This is a genomic window from Shewanella inventionis (assembly GCF_014641855.1).
Classification (GTDB): domain Bacteria; phylum Pseudomonadota; class Gammaproteobacteria; order Enterobacterales; family Shewanellaceae; genus Shewanella; species Shewanella inventionis.
The window spans coordinates 42,519-66,972 of record NZ_BMII01000029.1; the positions used below are offsets into that span (position 1 = coordinate 42,519).

Below are 24,454 nucleotides of genomic sequence, written 5' to 3' on the forward strand. Positions count from 1 at the left end.
CACAATGCTAAAACTGAGTCGTTGAGTGTTTTAAAACAGCTTGTAAGTCGATTACACAGTATGGTCGATATTTTTGATATTGGATCCACGCAACTTGTCACAGGTTTGTGATATTGTTAGCCGCAATGAGATTTGAGTCGGAAAAATGCACATCATGCTGACAAATAAAAAAGTATTACTTGGTATTGGCGGTGGTATTGCTGCTTACAAAAGCGCGGACTTAATCCGTCGATTAAAAGAGCGCGGTGCAGATGTTCGCGTCATCATGACCCAAAGCGCCATGGAATTTATTACCCCATTAACCATTCAGGCGCTTTCAGGCCACCCAGTCGCCTCTGATTTGCTCGACCCTGCAGCTGAAGCTGCCATGGGCCACATTGAACTCGCGCGCTGGGCAGACGTCGTATTGCTTGCTCCTGCAACCGCAAACTTAATTGCCCGCATTAATGCAGGCATGGCTGATGAGCTACTCACCACTACATGTTTAGCCACTAGCGCGCCAATTATTGTATGCCCAGCGATGAACCAACAGATGTATCAAAACATCGCCACTCAAGAGAATATGGCCAATCTAGCCCGTAAAGGCTTATTAATCTGGCAACCTGCATCTGGTAATCAAGCCTGTGGTGAAGTCGGTCCAGGCCGTATGCAAGAGCCCGTCAGCATAGCTGAGCAGTTAGTGCAATTTTTTGGGCCAAAGTCTTTACAAGGGCATAAATTATTACTCACAGCGGGGCCAACCCGTGAGGCAATAGACCCGGTGCGTTACATCTCTAACCACAGCTCAGGCAAAATGGGCTTTGCCTTAGCACAAGCTGCAGCAGAAATGGGCGCAGAAGTGACACTTGTTTCGGGGCCAGTCAACCTTGCCACACCAGCTGGTGTTAAGCGTATTGATGTTGAATCTGCACAGCAAATGCTCGATGCTGTAATGCAACAGGTTGAGCGGCATAATATTTTTATCGGCTGCGCTGCAGTAGCAGATTATCGAATTGCCGATGTCGCCGATCAAAAAATCAAAAAATCAGCCGAAGAAATGCAGCTTGCGCTGGTGCGTAATCCTGATATCTTAGCCACGGTAGCTCAGCACACAACACGACCTTTCACCGTCGGTTTTGCCGCTGAAACCAACGATGTAGAGCAATACGCACGTGGCAAACTCCAGCGTAAAAAACTGGATATGATTGCCGCCAACGATGTCTCTATTCAAGGCTTAGGCTTTAATGCCGATAGCAATGCACTACAGGTATTTTGGCAAGATGGCAGCCAACAACTGCCCGCAACAGACAAACTGACCCTAGCGCGCCAACTACTTACATTGATAGAAAAACAATTAAAAAAATCATGAAAACACCCATTGAACTAAAAATTCTCGACTCGCGTATTGGCAGTGAATTCCCATTGCCAGCTTATGCAACTCCCGGTAGTGCAGGTATGGACTTACGCGCAATGACCGACACGGCAATGGTTATCGAACCAGGCCAAACCGTATTAATTCCAACGGGTATCGCCATTCACGTGGCCGACCCAAGCCTAGCGGCGGTTATTTTACCTCGCTCAGGCATGGGCCATAAAAATGGCATTGTATTGGGTAATTTGGTCGGTTTAATCGACTCCGATTACCAAGGGCAGCTGATGGTGTCATGCTGGAACAGAAGTGATAAAGCATTCACACTCGAGATTGGCGATCGTCTAGCTCAATTGATGTTTGTCCCTGTTGTGCAAGCCCAATTTACCCTAGTGGATGAGTTTAATAGCTCAGATCGTGGAGAAGGCGGATTTGGCCATTCTGGTACCAAATAACCTTTCAAGTAGTCACTGAGCCAAGGAACACATCATGGCCGAAAGCCCAAAAATAAATCGTCGCGAGCATATTTTACAATGCTTAGCGCAAATGCTTGAAACCAGCCCAGGGCAACGCATCACAACCGCCAAACTGGCCGCTGAAGTGGGCGTGTCAGAAGCGGCTCTGTATCGTCATTTTCCTAGCAAAGCTCGCATGTTTGAAGGCTTAATCGAATTCATTGAAGACGCCATTCTGTCACGATTAAACCTCATCATGGATGAAGAAAAAGACACCATGACACGCTGCCAACTAGTGTTACAACTATTGCTAGTGTTTTCAGAACGAAACCCAGGTATTTCACGGGTGTTAAATGGCGATGCATTGCTAGGTGAAAATGAACGTTTACGTAGCAGAATAGACATATTATTTGCCAAAATAGAAACTCAAATAAAACAAATTCTGCGTGAAAAAACCTTACGCGAAGGCGTTGGCTTTAATTTAGACGAAGCCATACTCGCTAACTTGTTATTAGCATTTGCCGAAGGCAGAATTTCACAGTTTGTTCGCAGTGAATTTAAACAAAAGCCTACGCTACATTTTGATCAGCAATGGACCTTTATTCAGCAGCAATTGCTGAGAAGTTAACCAACGCTAGGGCTATATGCAATTGGTATGTAGCTCTAGCTTCCTCCTTATATCTGTTTAATCTCATTACAAATTTACCCACATCTCTTGCTCCCAAAACTCAGATAAAATACAATACCGTTACATTTTTAACATTTATTACACGGACTGTATTTATGCTGCGCATTTTATACCTCACTTGCTGTTTGTTTATTTTATTCACTACCCACACTTTTGCCTCCCCATCAATTAAAGATTTCAGCGCTGATTCTGAGTTTTCAGGCGTTAAAATTTCACCCGACGGTAAGCACCTGGGTGTGATCCTTATTGAAGAAGAAAAACGCACTTTACTAATTTTAAACCTTGAGTCAATGAAACCGACTTATGCAGTAAAATTCAGTGGTGATGAAGAAGTCGGTAGCTACTATTGGGTTAATAACGAGAGAATAGTATTACAAAAGCTCTATAAACATGCCCAACGTGAAGTGTCAGACTATTATGGTGAATTATTAGCTGTAAATTATGATGGCAGCAAATCAAAATACTTATTTGGTTATAATGGCGGAAGCTCTACAGGAACCAGTATTTCAAATAACGAAGCTATCCGCGCAAGTGCATTTGTTTTAGATACCCTAAAAGATGATGACAAATACATTTATGTCATGGCCTACCCTTGGAATAGGCAAAATTATGCATACACTCTGGCATACAGAGTAAACGTCTATTCTGGTAAACGTAAACGCCTTACCACCTCACCCATTGCCAATGCAGGCTTCCTTGTTGATAACAATGAAGAAATACGATTTAGTTTCGCCACCGATGATAAAAATAATGACCAGTTGTTCTATTATGAAAATGGTGAATGGGTTGATGCTGATAAAATTAAAGGCGGCCTCACCGATTTCTACCCGCTTTCGTTCACCGAAGACAATAAATCAATTTACGCTTTAGCAAATGGTGAAGGTTCAACACGCGCAATTTATGAAGTCGAACTCGCCACTGCTAAGCATAAAAAAATTATCCAGCATGACGTTGTCGATCCATTGATGACATGGGTAAGCGACCAAACAAACGCCCTTTACGCGGTTGAGTTTGAAAACGGCTACCCAGAGTATCGTTTTGTGGATACTCAAAGCGATAAAGCTAAAGCCCTGCGACAGTTAATGGATGCAATTCCAGATCACCGCATTCGTATTGTTAGCGAAACCGTCGATGGCGACACGCTTATAGTGATGGCGATGAATGATAGAAACTCAGGTGACTATTACTTATTTGACCGTAAAAAGCTTAAACTCAAATTCTTATTTGCTGAAAACGCAAAGCTAGACCCAAGCGAAATGTCAGAGGTACGCCCAATTAGCTTTACAAACCGTGATGGCGTGACCATTCATGGTTACTTAACGTTACCTGTCGGCATGAAAGAGCATAAAAACATGCCGCTTGTGGTTAATCCTCATGGCGGTCCACATGGTCCGCGCGACTTGTGGGTATTTAACGCAGAAAACCAACTGTTAGCACAAAATGGGATTGCCGTTTTACAAGTTAACTTCCGTGGTTCTGGTGGATACGGTAAAGCATTTGAAGAGTCTGGCTACTTATCTTGGGGCAGCAAAATTCAATACGATATTATTGATGCTACCCAATATGTTATTGACCAAGGCTATGCCGACAAAGACAGAGTGTGTATTTCGGGCGGCAGTTTTGGCGGCTACTCAGCACTCATGAGCCCAATGTTAGCGCCAGATATGTTTAAATGTGCTGTAGGCGTTGCTGGTGTGTATGATTTAGAGCAAATGTATAAAACCGGTGATGTACCTGAATCATACAGTGGTGGAGCATACTTAGAAGAAGTGTTAGGCACTGATATTCAACAACTACGAGCAATGTCACCGACTTACAACGTGAATAAACTAAAAGCCAAAGTGCTGCTAATTCATGGTGAAGAAGATGAGCGCGCACCAATAGAACAATATGAAGCAATGGCAAAAGCGCTAGAGCAAGCTAACTACCCTTTCCAAAAAGAAATTTGGAGAAAAGAAGGCCATGGTTTCTTTAACGCCGAAAACCGCGCTAAGTATTATGAAATCATGCTTAAGTTCATCAAAGAGAACTTAAACGTTAAGTAGTAATCGCTTAAGCGTTTAATCAACAAAAGCCGATACTTGACTAAAAGACTCGGCTTTTTTATTGCCTACAGTATTAATTTACAGCAAATCGCGCTATTCTCCTCGTCCCTTAGCAGCAGCTAAGCACGTTTTAACGTACACTTAAAAACAGTGATATAGAGTCGTTGGAGGATATATGGCACTCAGTGAAGCCGCAATTAAAGTACAAGCAGCACTAAAAGACCGTGGGCTAGAAACCCCAATGCTGCCAAAAACTTCCACGCCTGAACAACGTAAAGTTAAAATTGAACACCATATGCGTGAAATTTTGACCTTAATGTCACTCGACTTAACCGACGACAGCCTAGCCGACACACCACGCCGCATAGCCAAAATGTATGTCGATGAAATCTTCTCTGGGCTTGATTACGAAAACTTTCCCAAAATCACCGTCATTGAAAATAAAATGGGCGTTGATGAAATGGTGCGAGTGCAAGATATTAGCCTAACCAGTACCTGCGAACACCATTTAGTCACCATCGATGGCGTTGCAACAGTGGCTTACTTACCACGCACAAAGATCATTGGTTTATCTAAAATTAACCGCATCGTGCGCTTTTTTTCCCAACGTCCGCAAGTGCAAGAACGCCTAACCCAACAAGTGTTAGTGGCGTTGCAAACTTTGCTTGAAACAAAAGATGTAGCGGTAAAAATGGATGCGGTACATTACTGCGTTAAATCTCGTGGGGTCATGGACTCAACCAGCTCAACCACCACCACAGCGCTTGGCGGTATTTTTAAGTCTAACCCTGCTACACGTGCTGAGTTTTTACACCAAGTGAAATAACGTACTCGGATTACAAAAAGAGCAATAAAAAGCTGCATCAATATGACTATTGTGCAGCTTTTTTAATTTTCCAGTTTCAGCGGATCAGTTTGTCTAACTAAATAACCTGAGCTCAGGCTAAATACCATATTGCTCACGATATGCGCTGACGCTAGCAAGCTCAGCTTCCATGCCCGGCTTTTCAGACAAGTAACTGATTAAATCAGCAAGCTTAATAATCGACACAATTTGACAACCAAAATCGCGCTCAACTTCTTGAATCGCCGACAGCTCACCTTTGCCTTTTTCTTGGCGATCAAGCGCAATCAATACGCCTGCAAGTTGGGCATTGTGGGCGTTAATAATGTCCATCGACTCACGGATAGCCGTGCCCGCGGTGATCACATCGTCCACCAGCATCACTTTACCTTTAAGCTCGCTGCCAACCAAACTGCCGCCTTCGCCGTGGGTTTTAGCTTCTTTACGGTTAAAGCAGTAAGGAATATCCACATCGTGATGATCGCACAAGGCAACAGCAGTCGTAGTGGCAATCGGAATGCCTTTATAAGCTGGGCCAAACAACAAGTCGAACTCAATGCCAGAATCCATTAACGCAGCAGCATAAAAGCGGCCTAAACGCGCTAAGTCTTTACCCGTATTAAATAATCCGGCATTAAAAAAGTACGGGCTCGTACGGCCAGATTTAAGGGTAAACTCACCAAAACGTAATACTTGGCGCTCTAATGCAAACTCAATAAATTCGCGTTGATAGGCTTTCACGATTATTCCTCTTTCATCAAATTTTAGACTAATACCAATTCCAGCAATTATCTGGTCATTCAGCGGGAATTCTGTACCTTCTAGGCAAGTAATAGGATTGTAGGCATAGTTGCTCTCGGCAACTGCTCCTGCGTTGCTCTACCTCCTGCGTCCATGCAGTCGTACGTCAAAATACTATTAAGCAGCATAGAAGGCACAGAAACCCGCCTTGCAGGAGGCGCTCAGACTGTCCATTTCTTTGTTGCATTGCCTTAGAAGGGAATAACCATTATTACAACAATGCGCCTCAAACTGAACAGTCTGAGCGACTCTGATTGGTCACATAATTAATGGAAATGGTATAAAAAAAGGACCGTAATCGGTCCTAATTTTCAACAGCATATTAACTTAATGCGGCTTTTTGCACATCGACGATTTCGCGAATACTGTTTTTAGCCAGACCAAGTAGTTCAATTAATTCTTCATGGCTGAATGGCTCGCCTTCAGCAGTACCTTGAATTTCAATAATCTTACCGGTTTCAGTCATCACTACGTTCATGTCAGTTTCGGCAGCGCTGTCTTCAATGTATTCTAAATCACTGATCGCTTCGCCTTTGTAAATACCCACACTTACAGCTGCAATTAAAAACTTAAGTGGGTTGGCTTTAATAATACCCTTAGCACGGGCCCAGTTAAGGGCATCGACCAATGCAACACAAGCACCGGTAATCGCCGCAGTACGTGTGCCGCCGTCGGCTTGAATCACGTCACAATCGATAACGATGGTGTTTTCCCCTAACAACTTCATATCAACAGCAGCACGAAGCGCACGGCCAATTAAGCGCTGAATTTCTTGAGTACGACCTGATTGCTTACCACGAGCCGCTTCACGGTCCATACGGCTGTGAGTTGAACGCGGTAACATACCGTATTCAGCAGTCACCCAACCTTGGCCCTGGCCTTTAAGAAAACGTGGTACACCTTCAGTGAAGCTGGCAGTACATAATACTTTTGTGTCGCCAAACTCAACTAAAACAGAGCCTTCAGCATGTGCAGTAAAAGAACGCGTAATAGTAATAGGGCGAGTTTGAGCTGGTGTACGGTTACTTGGGCGCATGAAAAGTCCTGTAGTCGAATTCATATCAGATTTGAGCGCATATTATAGAGGTTCGCGCCGCCAGATGCCACGACAAACCCACCTATTCGTTATCGCTAACATCATTGCCCAACGATTTAAGTGGATATCATCCAAGATACAACACAAATCTCCGCACTAATCCTTTAATCACAAGGCCTAAAGCGGCTATAATCACCCCACATTTGCGTAATAACATAACAGGACACTTCATGATCCAAAGCATGACAGCCTATGCTCGTATCGAGCACAAAGCACAATGGGGCACCGCCTCATGGGAAATTCGTTCAGTCAATCAGCGCTACCTAGAAACCTACCTACGCCTACCTGAGCAGTTCCGCAGCTTTGAACCTGTCTTACGCGATCGCCTACGTAAACGCCTTAATCGCGGAAAAGTAGAAGTGAACCTACGTTATGAGCTAGCCGACAATAGCAGTAATGAATTACAGCTAAACCAAGCGCTAGCCAAGCAATTATTAAGCGCTGCAAACTGGTTAAAAGAAGAAGCCGGTCAAGGCGAATTAAGCCTTACTGATGTATTACGCTGGCCTGGTGTACTCGCCTCAGCCGAGCAAGACATGGACGCCATTGGCGCAGAGCTAATGACAGCCTTTGACAGCGCAATCGATCAATTTATCGAAGCGCGCGGCCGTGAAGGTGAAGCCATTAAAGACATGCTACTCACTCGTTTAGATGGGGTAATGGAGCAGGTTAATATTGTGCGCGAACACATGCCAACCGTCATGCAATACCAACGCGACAAGCTCACCAACCGTTTAGCCGATATTGCCGGTGAACTCGACCCAGCACGCATTGAGCAAGAAATGGTACTCCTCGCGCAAAAGCAAGATGTTGCCGAAGAAATGGACAGACTTGAAGCCCACGTAACAGAAGCCCGCCGTATCCTTAAAAAAGGCGGCAGCGAAGGTCGCCGTTTAGACTTTATGATGCAAGAATTTAACCGCGAATCAAACACCCTAGCGTCTAAATCAATCAGTGCAGAAATCACTTCAGCCGCAGTTGAGCTAAAAGTATTGATTGAGCAAATGCGCGAGCAAATACAAAACGTAGAATAACATCCTACACGTTACCCTCTTTCATAAAGCCCTTAATGATAAGGGCTTTTTCATACTCGATTAGTGCATTACAACACATTCGACGCGCGTACAAATGTAAGCGAGAGTTAAACTGTAAGGTTTAAAGCAAATCACTCAGCCGATTTAGCAGTGCTTTGCGACTGTTATTGGCTGCAATAAATTGCTTAAAACGTTGATCAAACGCCGCTTCATCCGCGCTAAACTGATAGGCCTCAAACAACTGATGTAGATAATGCGACGCGTAATCGTAGCCACTTGCGCAAGTTCTATCAGCTTGTTCTTGTGCTTGCTGCCAACGGCGCTCCCGCTGGTTATAGATATCCGCCAACGTTTTTTCTTTTGCTGCTTTTTCGATGGCCAATTTCTTTGCGCGAGCTTCAGCTTGCTCTTGCTGAAATAGGCTTTGAGCAGTTTCAATGTAGGGTTCAATCGTATCTGGGGTTAACCAATACCGATAGGTTTCTTCTGTGTTAACAGACTCTTTTTGCGTCATCGCTAACGCCTGCTGGCGGGTTAACTGACCTTGCTTAAAAATGGCACTTATTAGTGTGTTTTTGTCCGCATCAGTAAGATTGCTCAGCCACGCATCAATCTGAAACTGGGCTTGTTTGGCTTGGTGACTTGGTAGTGCTGCCAACGTCATCGCAAGAGCCTTAATCAACGCGAAAGGTACATCGTACAATTGAGCAAAAGCCCTTAGTTCATCGCTAATATGATTAAAATCAAAATTAATCAAAGGAATCGCGTCAACGTCATCACCGATATCTAACGCCCTAAGCCACATAAAGTATAATAATTGCCAATTACCTTGTATTAACTCGCTGCGTAAACTGGCTAAATGCTGGAAAAAGTCTTCAGCATTTTCATCGTCAAAATATTCGTCATACTCCTCAAGGGAAAAAATCAGCAACTGCCACTCATCGTTTTCGTGTACATGCAGCCCATCACTTGAAAAACCAAGTAACGCATCAGGAAGCGTTCCAGCTGGTAGCTTGATGTAAGCATCGATTGAGCCCCAGTTGGCGTAATAAAAACCGATATCAAAATACCTTAGCATTACCTGATGTGGCTCGGCTTTTAAATCACTGTAGTTATAGACAATCTGAAAGGACGTAGCGCTGATCTCGGCACGGCTTGAAATGGCTCTGAGTGCTTGGCGCGCTTTAGCATCTAAATAACCATCCAGACGCTCAAATTTATAGTATTGATATTCGCTCACGATGACCTTGCTATGTATTTATTGTGAATTGAAAAGTTTGTTTTACTGTCATTGAAAAAGCGCTGCATTTTCCTGTTTGCGCTGATCCAATGTCTTAGCAATCGCAGACACTGTTGTTTTACTGATCCCTTGTTGCTGTGCAAGATAAGTAAATTGGTTGATCGCTTCTGCGACTTCTTCAATGACTTGCCTTGCCTCATGCCAACTCCCATAGCCCGCACTGGTAGCAAGTTTTTGCATTACCTTAAGCGGCGGCGCTTTGCCATAACCACCAAATGCGGTGGCATGCTCGTTAAATGGATGTGGGCTGTAAGTAACATCGTAAAAAGGTGCAGGATCCCATTGACCGTCATCCGCTTGCAAAAACGCCCAGTTTTTACTGTGGTCGTCTTGATTAGACGACAGCAGGTTAAATATGGCACGGCGAAATTGCAGTTGCCCAGCCGCTGGTGATTTACACAACTGACGGCTGGCTTTAATTAAATCAATATAATCTAAACTTGGCGTTCTAAAGTCTGCATCCAACAACCCGCAGGCGCTGTGCATATGTAAGCGCCCTGAACTGCGTTTACTGCCTGAATGGGTATGTTCATCTACATAATCAAAACGTTTTAGCGCAAGCCACGCAGCTGCACCACTTGTTTGCGGCGCCTCAATGAGTTGCCAAATTGGCGGTTGACACTTAGCGATTTCAGCCATTTGTAAATAAACTGCCTCGCACAAGCCTTCTTCATGCCCGAGTGCGAGATTTTTCGAGGTAAATTTAATCAGCCAGGCTTCATCACCAGGCTGAGCAAAAGTTCGACAATGCTGAGTTTCCCCTGTGGGCATATAAATCTGTGCCTTGGGTTTTGCTCCACCCGCACTACCACCGGCGACTAATGCGGCCAATACCTGTTGAGTATGCCCATCTAACTCATCGTGATTATCATCCATATAATCTGACATTGAAGCATCAAACAGCGTTTGTGCTTCTAAGCCCAAAACAGCTAAATCAATATCCGCGTGCGTCGTGGTTGAAAACTCTGACACCGGAGAAAAAGACAATGCACCCATGCCTTTATCACCAACAAAGGCCAGTCTATCCATCGCCGTTAATTGATGAGGCAGGATGCCCTTTTGCCGGAAAATACGATCTTGTAACAACATGCCCCAACCATCGGGCAAACAATCTCCAAATACGCCATGCACACCCTGGTGCGGCGCTTTAGGTGCGACTTGAACTTGCGTATTGGCTTGTAAAGTAAAAGGCGATAAATGACCAAACTGCTGTAAATAGCTGTCTGCATACTGAAAAAACACGCCTTGCCGATTTTGTGCCAAAACGCCTACAGCTACCTGCTCACCCGAGCTTAACGTACGGGTTACGGTAAGTTTTTGAATGGGTTTAAAACTCATCTTTTAGCACCTCATCAATGCTAGAGGGCATAGTGATGCGCTCTTTATTAGGAAGTGTAAGCTGGTAAAGCCTATCCAATGAGTCGAGGGTCTGCCAAAGTAACAGCAATTGGCGAAATGAAATTTGCCCAGTCAACTCAAACTTCTTAATGGTGGCCGCAGGTACGCAGCTTCGCTCTGCCAGTGCAGCTCGTGACAGCTTTGCCTGCTTTCGTAACTCACGCAAATAAGCAGCATAAGCTTGGCTTACATCGGTGTCATCAAGTAAGGTAAAATTCATCCGCAAAGACCAAATGGATACAGTTATATCCATTATAGCGAAATAAAGGAAAAATTGGCTACTATTGTATCCAACAAAAAAGATTGAGGTGTTGAGAACCCTCTCGATAAAACCCTTCAAAACTGCTATTTTTAAACCCTAACCGCAGCGTAAAAACGGCACTGTTTTTCCGCACTCATAATCAAGAAGCGCCGCTAAGATTGAGTAAAAGCCATAAGCAAGGCCGTTAACTGTACTTTATTTAGTCACGCATATACTCTCTTGAAATATTAAGCTTACAATGAATACTCTTCCTCTATCTATTCAGCCGTCACGCTCATCAACCAAGGTTTTTTCATGACCAACCCTTACTCACCCACACAATGGTTACAGTTAAGTATGCAGCAGCAAGGTTTGTTGCAGCCTTTTGGGTCATTGCCATCGCTATTGCAGCAATTAAGTTATGTGCAAATAGACTCCATTAATGTGGTTGAGCGCGCGCATCATCATGTATTGCACAGCAGGCTGCCACACTATGCCACCAGCATGTTAGATGAGGCGATGGGCGATAAAACGGTGTTTGAATACTGGTCCCATGCGGCAGCATACCTACCCATGGAAGATTATCGGTTTAGTTTGTATCGCAAGCAGCAATTACAGCAAGGCGACAAACATTGGTTTGAGCCAGAGCATAAAGTCATGCGCGAGGTAAAAGCCCGCATCACAGCAGAAGGCCCGTTAAAAGCCAGCCAGTTTAAGCACAACGCCGACGCTAAAGCTGGCACCTGGTGGGATTGGAAACCCGCCAAAAAAGCCCTTGAACAGCTGTTTATGCAAGGCGAGTTGATGGTGGCAAAACGCGACAAGTTTCAAAAGGTGTATGACTTAACCGAGCGCGTGTTACCAAACCATATAGATACCACAGTGCCCAGCGACAGCGAGTTTGCTCGGCATTTAATTAAGCGTTATTTAGTAGCGCATGGTTTTGGTAATTTGCAGCAAATTCAGTACCTACGCAAAGGCCTTAAGCCTCTTTTGACGCAAGCATTGGCACAGCTTTGCGAGCAAGGCGACATTGCCCGTTTTACCGAGCCACACACCCGGCAGGTTTATTTTTATCTGCCCAACCTCACCCTCCCCAGCACCATACCCAATAAAGTTTGGCTGCTTAATCCGTTTGATAATTTAGTCATTCAACGGCAAAAGCTTAAACAATGGTTTGGGTTTGATTATCAAATAGAAGTCTATGTACCTGAGCCTAAACGCCAATACGGTTATTATTCTCTGCCTATTTTATGGCGCGACCGCTTTGTTGGCCGTGTTGATGTAAAAACCGATCGTAAAAACCAATGCTTGTTACTGCAACAACTCCATTTTGAGCCAGGTGCATTTAGCGCAGAAGAATCAAAAAATGAAGTATTGAGCAAAGAGTCATTAAGCAGAGATGCTTTTGTGCCAGCGTTTATCGAGGCCATTAATCATTACAGCCAGTTCAACGATTGTCAGCGTTGGCAGTTAGTAACTTGTAACGATAAAGCCATAGGTAAAATGTTGCACAGGGCCTGCAAATAAATAGTTGCATCGTTTAACCATTGCTCTGCTTCCACTGATAAGACTTGCTCTGCATTGATGTAAATCAGTATGTAACCTTGTTCACGTTTTAAACATTTTTCAAGTTGCTAATTCAATAGCATGAATTAAGTCACTAACCGCAAATACGTTGTGAGATAACTTCAGAAGGTCAAAAAATAAAATTACAACCTACATGGGGATTACACGATGTTTTATATACACATGCTGCTGTTATTAGCGGTGATATTTGTTGGTATCCGCCATGGCGGTATCGCGTTTGGTTTACTCGGTGGTTTAGGTGTATCGGTGTTGGCGTTTGTGTTTGGTATCGCGCCTGGTGCACCGCCTATTAGCGTCATGTTAATTATTCTTGCGGTAGTGGCGGCCTCTGCAACACTCGAGGCCACTGGCGGGTTAAATCTGTTAGTTAAGTTTGCTGAAAAAATACTGCGTAAACATCCTGAACATATCGTGTTTTTAGGCCCTTTGTGTACTTATTCTTTAACCGTATTGGTGGGTACTGGCCATTCGGTTTACCCACTTCTGCCGGTTATTTACGATGTATCGTATAAAAAAGGCATTCGCCCTGAGCGCCCATTAGCCATTGCAACCGTGGCATCGCAAATGGGTATTACCGCCAGCCCTATTGCGGCAGCTGCTGCGGTAGTATTGGCAACAGCGGTTGATAACAATCTTGATATCAGCTTAATCGATGTGCTTATGGTGACCATTCCAGCCACATTGGCAGGTTTACTTGTGGCCTGTATCTGGAGCTTAAAGCGCGGTAAAGATTTAGATAAAGATGAGGAATTTCAAGCTCGTTTAGCGGATAAAGACTTTCGTGAGTCGTTAGTTGACCCACAAGATGACGATGCTGAAACACCTGCAGCACAAGCAACGGCTAAAAAAGGCTTAATGGTCTTTTTACTGGGTATTCTTGCGGTAATTATTGTGGCAATGTTTAGCAAGCAAATACTCCCTGCTGGGGTGAGTATGTCGGTTGCGATTCAGTTTATGATGCTATCTGTTGGTGGGGTGATTTTACTGGCTACCAATGTTTCACCTAACAAAATTGCCACCAGCAATGTATTTACTGCGGGTATGACTGCGGTCATCATTATTTTTGGTATTGCATGGATGAGTGACACAATTATTGAGCACCACAAAAGCTATTTAGTGAGTGCGGTGAGCGACATTGTCAGTGTGTACCCATGGACATTTGCTATCGCGATGTTTGTGTCGTCTATTTTCTTAAAAAGTCAGGCGGCGGTATTAACCATTATGTTGCCCCTTGGGTTTTCACTCGGTATCCCAGCACCAGTGTTAATTGGTGTACTGCCAGCATGTTATGCCTACTTCTTTTTCCCATTCTACCCAAGTGATTTAGCGGCCATTAGTTTTGACAGAACCGGTACCACTCGCATTGGTAAGTATGTGCTTAATCACAGCTTTATCATTCCTGGCTTTATCGGCGTCATCACCGCAACATTTGTGGGTTACTTTATATCGATGGCGATTAACTAGCTAGCGCTTTGGCTTTGAGCTAATGACTAAAGTGATAAACCGCTAGCGAATTGACCCAAATAAGTCACTCGCATCAATAAGAATGGCAGCCAGCGTGGCTGCCATTGTTGTTTTTAATTATTGAGAATCTAAAGACCGAAGAGCTAAAACGAAGACAAGAAACTGAAATTATCTGATGAGTTATCGACAGGTTCATGTGTTATCCCGCCCACCACATCGTCCTATGCAACACGCCGTAAACCCATCCATGGGGGCTTGACGAAAACATCCTGTTTTCAACAGTTGCCTATGCCAATATGGCAGGCTACCCGATAGTCCGTTGGTCGTTGATAGTTGATAGTTGGTCGTTGGTCGTTGGTCGTTGATAGTCAGCAGTTTGTCGTTTCATGCCACATAGCATGTCGATGCTATTTTTAAGCGATTTGAATAATCTAAAGCATGAAGATGGGGACTAAGTTATCTGCTGGATTATGTACCAGTTCACCCACCACATCGTCCTATGCAACACGCCGTAAACCCATCCATGGGGGCTTGACGAAAACATCCTGTTTTCAACAGTTGCCTATGCCAATATGGCAGGCTATCCGATAGTCCATTGGTAGTTGGTAGTTGGTAGTTGGTAGTTGATAGTTGGTAGTTGGTAGTTGGTAGTTGGCAGTTTTATGCCACATTGCATATCGATGCTATTGTGTTACTAATCTTGATAATCCCTGATCAATGAGTTTTTTTGCCATAAAAACGAATACGTTTCAAACCACGTAAAAATGAGCAACTCGGTCATTTATAAGCGTTGAGTTAATTCATCTTAGAAACGAAAAGCGATCAAAACACTCTTTTCACCCAAAAGTCAGCTGCAAACCGGTAAAAATCTAAGTTTAGGCTATACTTAATTATCCCCTTAAAACATAAGAAATTTGATTATGCAGCCATATTTGCAAGCTTTTGGATCTGAGTTTAATTTAGGCTTTAATCCTCATGATTATCCCTTTTTAATCGATAACAGCTATGGTAACGACACTTGTGTCAGTTTCTATTTTCAACAAGGTAATCAATACAAAATATTATGGGTTGATCATGAAATGCCTGATGACCGTGAAGAAAATGGTGCACGCTACATTATTGAATCCGCAACGAATGAGGGGACGGATGAAGCACCCGAAATCTATGCCGGTTCAGACGCAATTATCATTTTTGAGTGCGAAACAAGCGAACATCTTATCGCGCATCTTAATCAAATACCTCTCTAGCACAACTAACCCACCACATCGTCCTATGCAACACGCCGTAAACCCATCCATGGGGGCTTGACGAAAACATCCTGTTTTCGACAGTTGCCTATGCCAATATGGCAGGCTTTGATGGAATCAAATAATCCTAAACAACGGTAATACCACAACGTTGTAGGAAATCGAAAGTGTCATCATAAAACTCAGGCAGCCTTGTTTTATCTGAGTCATCTCCACTGGGAACAAAAATAACCATCCCTTGTCTCGCTCTTGTCAGCAGCACTCGGTAAGCATTCTCTAAATAAATTTGAGTTTGTTCTTGTTGGCGCTTTTCCCATTTATTTCCGCGAAATCGCCAATGTTCTTTCCCAGTAGGTTTAAATCGAAAATCACCGTCCCAAGCAACTAAGCACCAATCTAACTCTAAACCTTGCACATCAAACTCAGTTGCAATATCTTCCAAGAAATGAGATGAGCGAATATCTTCTGGCGGACCTAGAAACCAATCTTTAGGTTCAATTTTGTTTTTTACAAAAATGCCCTCTGCTTTAAGACGTATTGCATTGGATGAAGCAAGCATGCCAATACTTTCAGTAGCTCGACTCTGCGACTTTATCCACTTCTTTGCAGTGTCTAAATCTCGAGTCACTTTAATAGGATATAAGTGCGAGAACGTAGTGAATAATTTCCAAGCTAATACGCTATCACCATCAATCAAATAATGAATAAAACTTGATAGTTTTTCCGCCCTGAATGACCGCATCGACGTTGCTAAATGCAAACACGGTAGGACTGTTCCTTTTGATAAATGGCTAGCGGTTAAATTTGATGCAATATATTCCTCATTTAGTAAATCTGCAGAGTAATAAGCATCCCAATGACTAAATTTTTCGTCTAGTGCATTAAGCCAACCTAACAACCCCACCTCTCCGGTATTAATTTCTTGCCCTCCACCAATCAGAGCAATAATTACGGCCCAATCTTCGTGACGATCCATGACTTCAATGAGATATTCGGGTTCTGATTTATTAAAGCCTATTTGATTGCGTTTTGTTTGCATGAACTTACTAGTTTGCTCTTTATTCCAAGCTCTTTGTGCCTCATCAAATATTGCGACCTGTTCGGGCGGAACCGCGCCGGATAAAGAGTCATCCCTAAACTTATGAATATTTTGAATAAACTGCTCTGTCTGTCGTCGACAAGATGCCATTGTATCAGCAGTTCTTACTTTTCGATCACGAGCTAAGGCCTCTTGTAACACCGACACTAAAGAGCCATTGCCACTCAAGAATACTGAATACTCTTTCTCTTTTGGGTTTGAATGAGTACTCGCAATATTTAATCCAACAAGTGTTTTTCCCGCACCTGGGACACCGGTGACAAAACAAATCACTTTGCGTTTTCTTTCACGAGCGTCGTGTATTAGCTGCAATAATTGCTGACTTGTTTGGCCGATATTTTGAGTATCCGCTTCACTTTTAGCAATATCCTCAACGTTATGTTGGGCATAAAGAGCTTGTGCAGCTTCGATGATTGTTGGAGTCGGTAAGTAACCAGATGCAGCCCATTGATTAGCACCAAACTCAACCTGCTTTAAAGATGTAGTTATTTGATTAATTACATTAAGTATTTGACCTGAATGAATAGCAATCGGAGAAGCTACGTTATCAAATGCAAAGTCTAATTTGAATAATGCTTGCTGGGGTGTTGGTTTAGCTAAATTCGTAGCAATTAAAATGGGCACGATAAATTTATCATGACTGCCACTATGAAAGTTTTTTAGATCGAGTGCATAACCATGGGCTTGCCTTAAATCGGCATGATTAATTTGTTGTGCACCAACTTTGAACTCGATAACAAAGATGACACCTTTCACCACGAGAACAACATCAGCACGTCGTCCCATTCTTGGGATCATAAACTCAAAAAAGATATGTGTATTATCAGCACTACATAATTTCAGTTCTCTTTTGAGTATATCTATTTCAGCCCCCCACGCTCTGGATTGCTGATGCTGTAGTTGCTGAGTATGAGCCGCGGATATTTCACCACTTATAGACAATGCGTTAGTAACTAAAAACTGTTCGAGAGGTGCGGAATAAAATGCTCTGTTAGACATATTTATTCCTTGAACTTAAAATCAAGAAGTTGCTTAGGAGGTAACTCCAAAGCCTCTGCTAGTTTGACAATATTGATCAAACTAACATTTCTTTTCCCTCTTTCGATTCCACTGATATATGTCCGATCTAAATCAGCTTTTAGCGCAAGTTGTTCTTGTGATAATCCCTTTGAAACCCTTAAATTTTTAAAGTAGGCACCAAATGAAACTAGTATCAGATCTTCCATGAAAAATCCTAAAAAACGGTTTTCATGATGATGCAAATATGTAGACAATGAGTCTACGGACTATGAGTCACATATTAAGGTTGTTATGATAGTAAATTCACACCAACAACACATACCTTATACTTCTACCGCCCGCGCCGGTTTTACCAAACATTGTTGTTCAACTAGTTGAGCTAAATGGCGGGTTGCGGTTGCGCGGCTGACTTTAGCCACTTTTTGATATTGCCGACGACTTATTGCATCACTTAAAGCCTCGCCCTCACCGATAAAAATACACTTTTATGCGCATAAAAGTGTAAATTATGCGTTCTTTTATGCTTATTATGGCCATTAGCATTAATTACCATCGGTTGGTGGCTTTATGAAACGAACTTTACTCAACTCATTAATGACGTGGTAAACGTTCGCGAGCTAAATCCCTTGCGTCATATATCGAAAAGTGCGCAACAAGCAAAACATTTAAGCTTACCGGAACACAAGGATCTGCAGCGTTAGCGCAAACCAATATCGTGATGCCGTTATATTACACTCAATATTTACCACAGAGATGGTAAAAGCGCTCGACACTTAGGTTTGTTTGGCGTGGACATTATAATATTCAAAAAATTTTAACGGTGGCAACCATTGTTAAATTTGCGATGTTATCTTTTGAGTCAACAAGTTACTCCCCTCCCAACAAGGCAGACTATGGCTTGTTAGCGAGCAGACCTCGCCCATGGCTGCTCTTTGGCATATGACCCAGTTTTTAAACAATGCCCCCAAGTAATAACAGCATTGTGGGCATGGTTTGAATATTGGCTAAGCAAGGGTTAATTGAGACTGGAAATTTAAACAGACCCTAGCTTATTAAACATTAAACGCTGATTGTTTAATGGCTTGCTCGGCTCGGCTGATCCCTAGCCGCTTTGCAACGGTTTGCCATTGCCTAACCGCATTTAATACTTCATCGTAAATTTGCGTGGCTTGGGTTTGAGAAAGCCGGAAGAAGTCTTTTACGTCAAAGGCCAATTGGTAGTCTAAAGCGTTGTCTGCATCGGTAATATTGAGATGCAGGCCGTGCTTACCTACTATCGGGTTTAAATCATAAGCGGGTGATAACTTCCAACCATTCTTTGTTAATAAAAACCCATGATTACGCAGGTGATCATCTGTGTTGGACACGGCAATATTAAACACGATACGACGCCATAGCTGTGCTAGATCAGCTTCGGTTTGCGCACCAAAATTGGAGAGAAATTCAGCAATCTCTAAGTAGCTGGCACCTTGAGATTGTTCACCATCATAGTATTGCAGTTGTGTCATAGCCGATGAAAAATGCAGCCGCTTTCCGCCGTCGCGGTCAAACCGTTTTGTCAAAAAGGTATGATGCCCAGAGGAAAACTGCCTAATTTCACTTGGAAACATGTCAACACCTGCCGCCAAAGCCAATTCATAACAGACCATCTCCCACGCCCCCACGTCATGGGTATCGTTTAAATTGGGAAACTTGGCAATCCACAAGTGGCCTTGCTCATCTGTCACACAAGCCTTGGGCCTTGCACCACCTAATGATGAGCCTGGAGAAATCAGCATCTTCAACCAGCGGTAATACTCGTCACTGTCGATATTATCGTCTTTTTCAATCTGCATTGCTGCGTGCTCTAGCTCTCGCAGAGAAGCCATTGGCGGCGCAGCAAACTCAGAGTTGCCATCTAAAAAAGCATCCGAGCCTGCTCGCCTAAATCGAATCCCCCCCATCCGGTAAGAGTCATGTACGCCCAGCAGGTAATCCAACTCGTTTAATCGACTTGTTGCTCGAATGCCCTTGCGCGCTTCAATGGCCGCACGCCGTTGCATTAAAATACGCCCCCATCGATCGGGGGATGAATCAAGAAATACACGGAAGTTTTTATCGGCTTCATCGTTGTAGAGCTCACCTGAGTGAAGCTCAAGCATTGGATCGATTTGCAAGCGATAAGTTGAGGTTAAAAACGCTTTATCGTAGGCAAAACTAAACACGCCACCTCGGCTTGAGTCGCTGTAAGTAATCCGCCCTATTAGCTGTGGCGCTTCGATTGGCTGCCAATCGGCATAGACTTCGACGACTTCGCGGCTCATCTTGAACCTTCCAGCAATTTTATGTTTTGAAGCTTGATGCCTACTTCATCATGAGCGGCCATTTCTGCAAAGTTGCTTTCCATGCCAAGTACGGCCATTACTTTCAAGTAAGTGCCAATGGCAACACCTGGATCACCTGCGAAGACTTTGTTCACGGTTTTATGATCAAAGCCAGTGCGCTCACACAGCAGTTTTTTTGTAAAACCACGTCGTTTCATCGCCAATAACAAGTCCTCACCAAAATGAGTCAGGATTTTACGCTGCTTTGGAAACAGTACATTGTGTAAATCTCGCTTAGCCATATCACCAGCCAAAGGGACTATATTCCCATTATTCAACCATTAATGGGAATATAGTCCAACCCAACGATTTAAACAACTATCACGAAAAATAAATGGTACTATATTCCCATTTAAAGCGAATAAATGGTATTAATATCCCATTTTAAGATTTAGCTTCGCGATGGGTAAAGCAATAGTACTGAGCTTGAGCCTGTGTGGAAAAAATTAGTGAAAATAATAAACATCTCGCTAACACTAGAGTCTGTTTATTGCTATTCAGAAATCGATCACCCAACGGGTTATTGCTTGGACTTTCGCTGTTGGACAATTACCCGCTCAATAGCACTTTAAATGGCTATTTCGGTATAATCATTTACCAGCTCAATAAACACGATACAAAAGCGACTGAATGACACCTAAACTGACAACATCAACTGAATCATCTTCAACAGTAACTAACCTAAGTTTGGTGAATAAGTTGCCTCATAAGATATTTATTATCGGTTTGCCGCGTTAGTAGTACCTACACTTGATGTGCATATACGTTTAAATTTTACAATTCCTTACTCCATCTAACTTGTAGTACTGACCATATAAAACTATATTTATTTAACTTATAAAGATTTCTATGCTATACAAATGAGGTGAATTAAGTAACACAACGGTAAATTAGCTACTATATCTAATTCAGTTAAAATCAGTATGTCTTTTGCTAGTCTACTGATACACATGGTAAAAAAAGAGATTATAAAATGAACATTGTGTACTGTAATTTCACAACGTCAAAACGTTCAAAATTGGCAAGATTGAAGGGTGACATTCCACAGATGTTCAATAATGACACTTCACCATGTGTCGAAGTAAATCAGTATCTGAGACAATTAGCTTTAAAAAATAAGCCCAAGAGCTTACAAACAAACGCTGAGCATCTTAAAGAATTTCTGCTTTGGGCTAATTCATCATTGAATAACATTGGTTCAATAACAGACGATACATTCGACTTTTACATTGATGCATTATGTGAATACACAAAAAATAATGGAGAAAGACTTTCTTGGAATACAATTAATTCTAGAGTAGCTGGTGCTTACCGCTATCTTATTTGGTCATATGAAAAGGGGTTGTCCCCTTACCTTAATCCAAAGGAAATACAAAGTTTAAAACTATCTTTGAGTCAGCGATATCAATCTAAAGGGCATCACTCTCAAGCTGTTTCAGAACCTATTAAGTTCATGCTATTAGAGGATGCTTTAAGATTTGTCTCTTCAGTCGGAAAGATCTCAGGAAAAAGAAATGCGCTAGTGAAAAAAAGAAATGTATTGTTGACATCATTTATACTCCAGACAGGATTAAGAATATCTGAAGCCTGTAACTTTCCTCTTCGTGATCTACCAGAAGTGAATAGTCGAGGAAAATTTACGCCAGCTAGAGTTATTGGAAAAGGCGGAAAGGCAAGAGTGATATTAATACCTAATGATTTACTTTACCAAATTTGGGAGTATGTAGACATAGACAGAGAGAAAAAAATCGATGCTATTACACACATAGATCCGAAAGATTGCCTTACATTATTTATCACCATAGACGGACAACCATTGAGCATTAACTGGGTTCAAAAACTATTTAGAAAAACCAGTAAGCACATTGGAGTTAAAGCTCACCCGCATCTTTTAAGACACACTTTTGGGACATATCATTATTTACTTAACCACGATCTAACTGGTCTTAGTAAACTACTTGGCCATGCAAGTGAAGAAACAACTAGAACATACTACGTGCATATAGCCACCTTAATAGCTTATTCTGGCTCATATAATGCTTTTCAACGTCAAATTGATATAGTGACAGAGGATTCTATTAGTGACAATTAAGTACGTACAAATTACTAAAATCACTGCTGATGAAGCTCGAGCATATCGTGATTTAAAATTTACCATAAAGTGCAAAAACACTGGTCACCCACATACCTATAATCTTAACAATAAGTGCGAATTGGGCTCTAAAAAAATTATCAGTCTTTTTTCATGGGCTATGTACAAAAATAGACACTCTCAAGGGCATTTCACACGCATATCTGTTATAGAGAAGTTTCAAAAGTTCCTCCAATTTGCCTCCTTGCATGATATTACATCTCCTTCGGATCTCGATGGCACGGTCCTCATAAATTTTTGCCTTTGGCTAAAGAACGAATCCGGCCTAAAATACTCTACAGCAGGAAGTCTGTTTCGTTCTATAAGCAGTATTTTTAAACAATGGCAAAAGCATAAATCGATTTCTCCAACATTTATAATTCCGGAAAATATGTTCCCAAAAAGTAGTGGGTTATCTTCAAGTAATGAAGGATACGATATGGAAGAAATAAGGGAAATATCAACAGCTGTACAACAATCACTAATTACCACATCGAAGCGTCTTGAATCAACATATAAACCACAATGGCTAGGAAAGGAACCTCCTATTACTGATGTTGCACCCGTTATCACAAATAAAAAAAAGCGTTCCGTATGGGCAAGCAAAGATTATTGTATTTGGTTTTGGGTAAATGAACTGCACTGTGAAAAATTAAATATCGAAAGTCTCTATAAAATACCTAGAGGTCAATCTTTTTTGAAAGGGATATCTAATGGAACAACTTATTACGCCAAAGCACTAAAAAAATTCTATAAAAGTGTCAGTGATACTGACTATTACATAAATAATTTTGCAGGAAAACCGTCTCCAATTAAGTATAATTCACCTTGGCAAAAGACTGATTACCTGGTTTGGTACTGGGAAAATATTATGCAATGTCAGGTTTTAAGTGATGCCGATACCCTTAAAAAGTACCCATTGTTTTATCATGGTTTCAGACACCGACAACCAGGTTGGTTAACCGCATTCTATAATGAGAACAACCTTAAGCTTTGGGTCTCTGCATCAGATTTAACCCCTTATTACCTAATGTTACTTATTCGAACTGGATTAAATCCAAGCACTATCTCTAGACTTACATTAGACTGCCTTGAAGTAGACCCTCTGGATTCTAATAGAATGTTTATTCGGTGGGAGAAGTACCGTTCCAACAAAAAGGATAAAACAATCCCATTAATAAAAGGAAGTGATAGTTGGCCGATTAGAATAATTCAACGAGTAATAAAAATCACTGAATCGTATAGACCTAAAGGACAACAAGCGTTATGGATTAGTAATGCTAGCTCTGATCAAGTTCCCAGAGTAATAACAGTAAGAAGATTTCAGCAAGCTATTTACGATTTTGGAGTGCAGCTTAACCTAAAACGCCCCAGTGATAACAAGCCCATTACGTTACAAGCAAGTTTATTTCGACCTACAATGGCTTGGCAAGAATACCTTCGTACAGAGGATTTAACATACTTACAAGCACTCTTAGCGCATACTAGGTTAAAAACTACATCAGATTACTTGAGAAAGCTTAACGACCCCATATTTAAGGCTCGAAGAGGACTCCATCTAGAAGCTATGTTACTTGGATTGGAAGGCGATAATGATGACCCATTCTCTCGATTACCAACTGAAATCGATAAACCTCAAGAGAATCTATTAAATCATTGTAAAGATCCTTTAAACTCGCCTCAAAAGAATCAATCTGTAGGAGTATATTGTAGCTCAGCGACAGAGACTTGTCTTGGTTGTCAAAATCTTGTTATTACACAGCTTGATATAAAAAAATATTTCAGTTATTTAAACTATCACCAAACCCTTTTAGCATTAGGTGAAATTAAACAAGATGAATTTAATTTAGCTACTCAGGAGAAACAGTATATGTGGGATACATATATACTCCCTAAATATGATAAATCTATTGTTGAAATGATTCGCAGCGATGCAATCCACAACCCTGTTCCTGAATGGTCGATTAACAATATAGGTTAAGCCCATGATAAACATATCGAATCAAGAGAGAAATGCAGCACCAGATATAAAAAATAAGCAGATTTCAAAACACTCTAAATATTCTGATAATAAGTGGGACTTTAGTTACGAGAACCCAAAATTAAAGAAATGTGATGTGACATTTAATTTTGAAAAGTTAGTATTTAACGATGGAACAAACGCAGGGCGGGATTAAGCTTTGTTAAATCTTTTAACCAAAGAAAATCTCGCTCCTAAAATCGCCATTCCATGCTGCCTTTCTTATTTTGGTTGGTTTACTGGCTTTTAGTGGATGCTGCTCTAAAAGGT

21 protein-coding genes and 2 pseudogenes are annotated in these 24,454 nt (G+C 42.0%); 13 read left to right on the forward strand and 10 right to left on the reverse strand.

Features of this window, described 5'->3' with window-relative positions; translation table 11 throughout:
• The first annotated feature begins 151 nt into the window (after positions 1-151).
• From coaBC to folE, 5 genes are all read left to right on the forward strand, one after another.
• On the forward strand, positions 152-1,348 hold the full coding sequence (coaBC, locus tag IEW93_RS16325; RefSeq protein WP_188740374.1) for a bifunctional phosphopantothenoylcysteine decarboxylase/phosphopantothenate--cysteine ligase CoaBC: 1,197 nt from the start codon (positions 152-154) through the stop codon (positions 1,346-1,348).
• Complete coding sequence (dut, locus tag IEW93_RS16330; protein ID WP_188740355.1) at positions 1,345-1,803, forward strand: dUTP diphosphatase; 459 nt, start codon at positions 1,345-1,347, stop codon at positions 1,801-1,803. Before coaBC ends, dut begins: the two co-directional genes overlap by 4 nt.
• A 34-nt stretch (positions 1,804-1,837) precedes the next feature.
• Positions 1,838-2,431: a nucleoid occlusion factor SlmA gene (gene slmA / locus IEW93_RS16335; protein ID WP_188740356.1), complete on the forward strand. Its 594-nt coding sequence runs from the start codon at positions 1,838-1,840 to the stop codon at positions 2,429-2,431.
• Positions 2,432-2,586: 155 nt separating this feature from the next.
• Positions 2,587-4,536 carry an alpha/beta hydrolase family protein gene (locus IEW93_RS16340; protein WP_188740357.1) on the forward strand — a complete coding sequence of 650 codons (1,950 nt, stop codon included), beginning with the start codon at positions 2,587-2,589 and terminating at the stop codon, positions 4,534-4,536.
• Positions 4,537-4,711: 175 nt separating this feature from the next.
• Positions 4,712-5,362 (forward strand): GTP cyclohydrolase I FolE, encoded by a 651-nt coding sequence (gene folE / locus IEW93_RS16345; protein ID WP_188740358.1) that lies wholly within the window; start codon positions 4,712-4,714, stop codon positions 5,360-5,362.
• Positions 5,363-5,479: 117 nt separating this feature from the next.
• On the opposite strand, the gene pyrE is transcribed toward folE, so the two are convergent.
• Both pyrE and rph read right to left on the reverse strand, forming a co-directional pair.
• Positions 5,480-6,121 carry an orotate phosphoribosyltransferase gene (pyrE, locus tag IEW93_RS16350; protein WP_188740359.1) on the reverse strand — a complete coding sequence of 214 codons (642 nt, stop codon included), beginning with the start codon at positions 6,119-6,121 and terminating at the stop codon, positions 5,480-5,482.
• A 382-nt stretch (positions 6,122-6,503) separates the two neighbouring features.
• Positions 6,504-7,217, reverse strand: a complete 714-nt coding sequence (rph, locus tag IEW93_RS16355; RefSeq protein ID WP_188740360.1) for a ribonuclease PH — start codon at positions 7,215-7,217, stop codon at positions 6,504-6,506.
• Positions 7,218-7,447: 230 nt separating this feature from the next.
• Between rph and IEW93_RS16360 the strand changes: the two genes are divergently transcribed.
• Positions 7,448-8,311, forward strand: coding sequence for a YicC/YloC family endoribonuclease (locus IEW93_RS16360; RefSeq protein ID WP_188740361.1), 864 nt, complete (start codon positions 7,448-7,450; stop codon positions 8,309-8,311).
• A 121-nt stretch (positions 8,312-8,432) separates the two neighbouring features.
• Here the strand turns inward: IEW93_RS16360 and IEW93_RS16365 are convergent, their stop codons facing one another.
• From IEW93_RS16365 to IEW93_RS16375, 3 genes are read right to left on the reverse strand one after another with little or no spacing between them, the layout of a single operon-like run.
• Positions 8,433-9,551 (reverse strand): hypothetical protein, encoded by a 1,119-nt coding sequence (locus IEW93_RS16365; RefSeq protein ID WP_188740362.1) that lies wholly within the window; start codon positions 9,549-9,551, stop codon positions 8,433-8,435.
• Positions 9,552-9,599: 48 nt separating this feature from the next.
• Complete coding sequence (locus IEW93_RS16370; RefSeq protein WP_188740363.1) at positions 9,600-10,949, reverse strand: type II toxin-antitoxin system HipA family toxin; 1,350 nt, start codon at positions 10,947-10,949, stop codon at positions 9,600-9,602.
• Positions 10,939-11,229 (reverse strand): helix-turn-helix domain-containing protein, encoded by a 291-nt coding sequence (locus tag IEW93_RS16375; RefSeq protein ID WP_188740364.1) that lies wholly within the window; start codon positions 11,227-11,229, stop codon positions 10,939-10,941. Before IEW93_RS16375 ends, IEW93_RS16370 begins: the two co-directional genes overlap by 11 nt.
• A gap of 336 nt (positions 11,230-11,565) precedes the next feature.
• Here IEW93_RS16375 and IEW93_RS16380 point away from each other — a divergent pair, with 336 nt between their 5' ends.
• From IEW93_RS16380 to IEW93_RS16390, 3 genes are all read left to right on the forward strand, one after another.
• A complete protein-coding gene (locus tag IEW93_RS16380) occupies positions 11,566-12,780 on the forward strand; it encodes a winged helix-turn-helix domain-containing protein (protein ID WP_188740365.1) in 1,215 nt (404 codons plus the stop codon).
• A 207-nt stretch (positions 12,781-12,987) separates the two neighbouring features.
• Positions 12,988-14,304, forward strand: a complete 1,317-nt coding sequence (locus IEW93_RS16385) for an anaerobic C4-dicarboxylate transporter (protein WP_188740366.1) — start codon at positions 12,988-12,990, stop codon at positions 14,302-14,304.
• 920 nt (positions 14,305-15,224) lie between these two features.
• Entirely contained in the window at positions 15,225-15,551 is a 327-nt protein-coding gene (locus IEW93_RS16390) for a hypothetical protein (RefSeq protein ID WP_188740367.1), read from the forward strand.
• A gap of 127 nt (positions 15,552-15,678) precedes the next feature.
• Here the strand turns inward: IEW93_RS16390 and IEW93_RS16395 are convergent, their stop codons facing one another.
• The 3 genes and pseudogenes from IEW93_RS16395 to IEW93_RS22040 all read right to left on the reverse strand — a co-directional run.
• Complete coding sequence (locus tag IEW93_RS16395) at positions 15,679-17,649, reverse strand: DUF2075 domain-containing protein (RefSeq protein WP_188740368.1); 1,971 nt, start codon at positions 17,647-17,649, stop codon at positions 15,679-15,681.
• A 2-nt stretch (positions 17,650-17,651) separates the two neighbouring features.
• On the reverse strand, positions 17,652-17,876 hold the full coding sequence (locus IEW93_RS16400) for a helix-turn-helix domain-containing protein (RefSeq protein WP_182771040.1): 225 nt from the start codon (positions 17,874-17,876) through the stop codon (positions 17,652-17,654).
• Between the two features lie 97 nt (positions 17,877-17,973).
• Positions 17,974-18,113 (reverse strand): annotated as a pseudogene (locus tag IEW93_RS22040) (DUF4172 domain-containing protein); the annotation flags it as partial.
• Positions 18,114-18,271: 158 nt separating this feature from the next.
• Here IEW93_RS22040 and IEW93_RS16405 point away from each other — a divergent pair.
• A pseudogene (locus tag IEW93_RS16405) lies at positions 18,272-18,430 on the forward strand (AAA family ATPase); the annotation flags it as partial.
• Between the two features lie 292 nt (positions 18,431-18,722).
• On the opposite strand, the gene IEW93_RS16410 reads toward IEW93_RS16405, so the two are convergent.
• Both IEW93_RS16410 and IEW93_RS16415 read right to left on the reverse strand, forming a co-directional pair.
• Entirely contained in the window at positions 18,723-19,973 is a 1,251-nt protein-coding gene (locus IEW93_RS16410) for a type II toxin-antitoxin system HipA family toxin (protein ID WP_188740369.1), read from the reverse strand.
• On the reverse strand, positions 19,970-20,275 hold the full coding sequence (locus IEW93_RS16415) for a helix-turn-helix domain-containing protein (RefSeq protein WP_004249763.1): 306 nt from the start codon (positions 20,273-20,275) through the stop codon (positions 19,970-19,972). The genes IEW93_RS16410 and IEW93_RS16415 overlap by 4 nt, the downstream gene beginning before the upstream one ends.
• Positions 20,276-21,006: 731 nt before the next feature.
• Here IEW93_RS16415 and IEW93_RS16420 point away from each other — a divergent pair.
• From IEW93_RS16420 to IEW93_RS16430, 3 genes are read left to right on the forward strand one after another with little or no spacing between them, the layout of a single operon-like run.
• On the forward strand, positions 21,007-22,125 hold the full coding sequence (locus IEW93_RS16420) for a tyrosine-type recombinase/integrase (protein WP_188740370.1): 1,119 nt from the start codon (positions 21,007-21,009) through the stop codon (positions 22,123-22,125).
• Entirely contained in the window at positions 22,115-24,145 is a 2,031-nt protein-coding gene (locus IEW93_RS16425) for a site-specific integrase (protein WP_188740371.1), read from the forward strand. The genes IEW93_RS16420 and IEW93_RS16425 overlap by 11 nt, the downstream gene beginning before the upstream one ends.
• Positions 24,146-24,149: 4 nt before the next feature.
• Positions 24,150-24,341 (forward strand): hypothetical protein, encoded by a 192-nt coding sequence (locus IEW93_RS16430; RefSeq protein ID WP_188740372.1) that lies wholly within the window; start codon positions 24,150-24,152, stop codon positions 24,339-24,341.
• Positions 24,342-24,454: the final 113 nt, after the last annotated feature.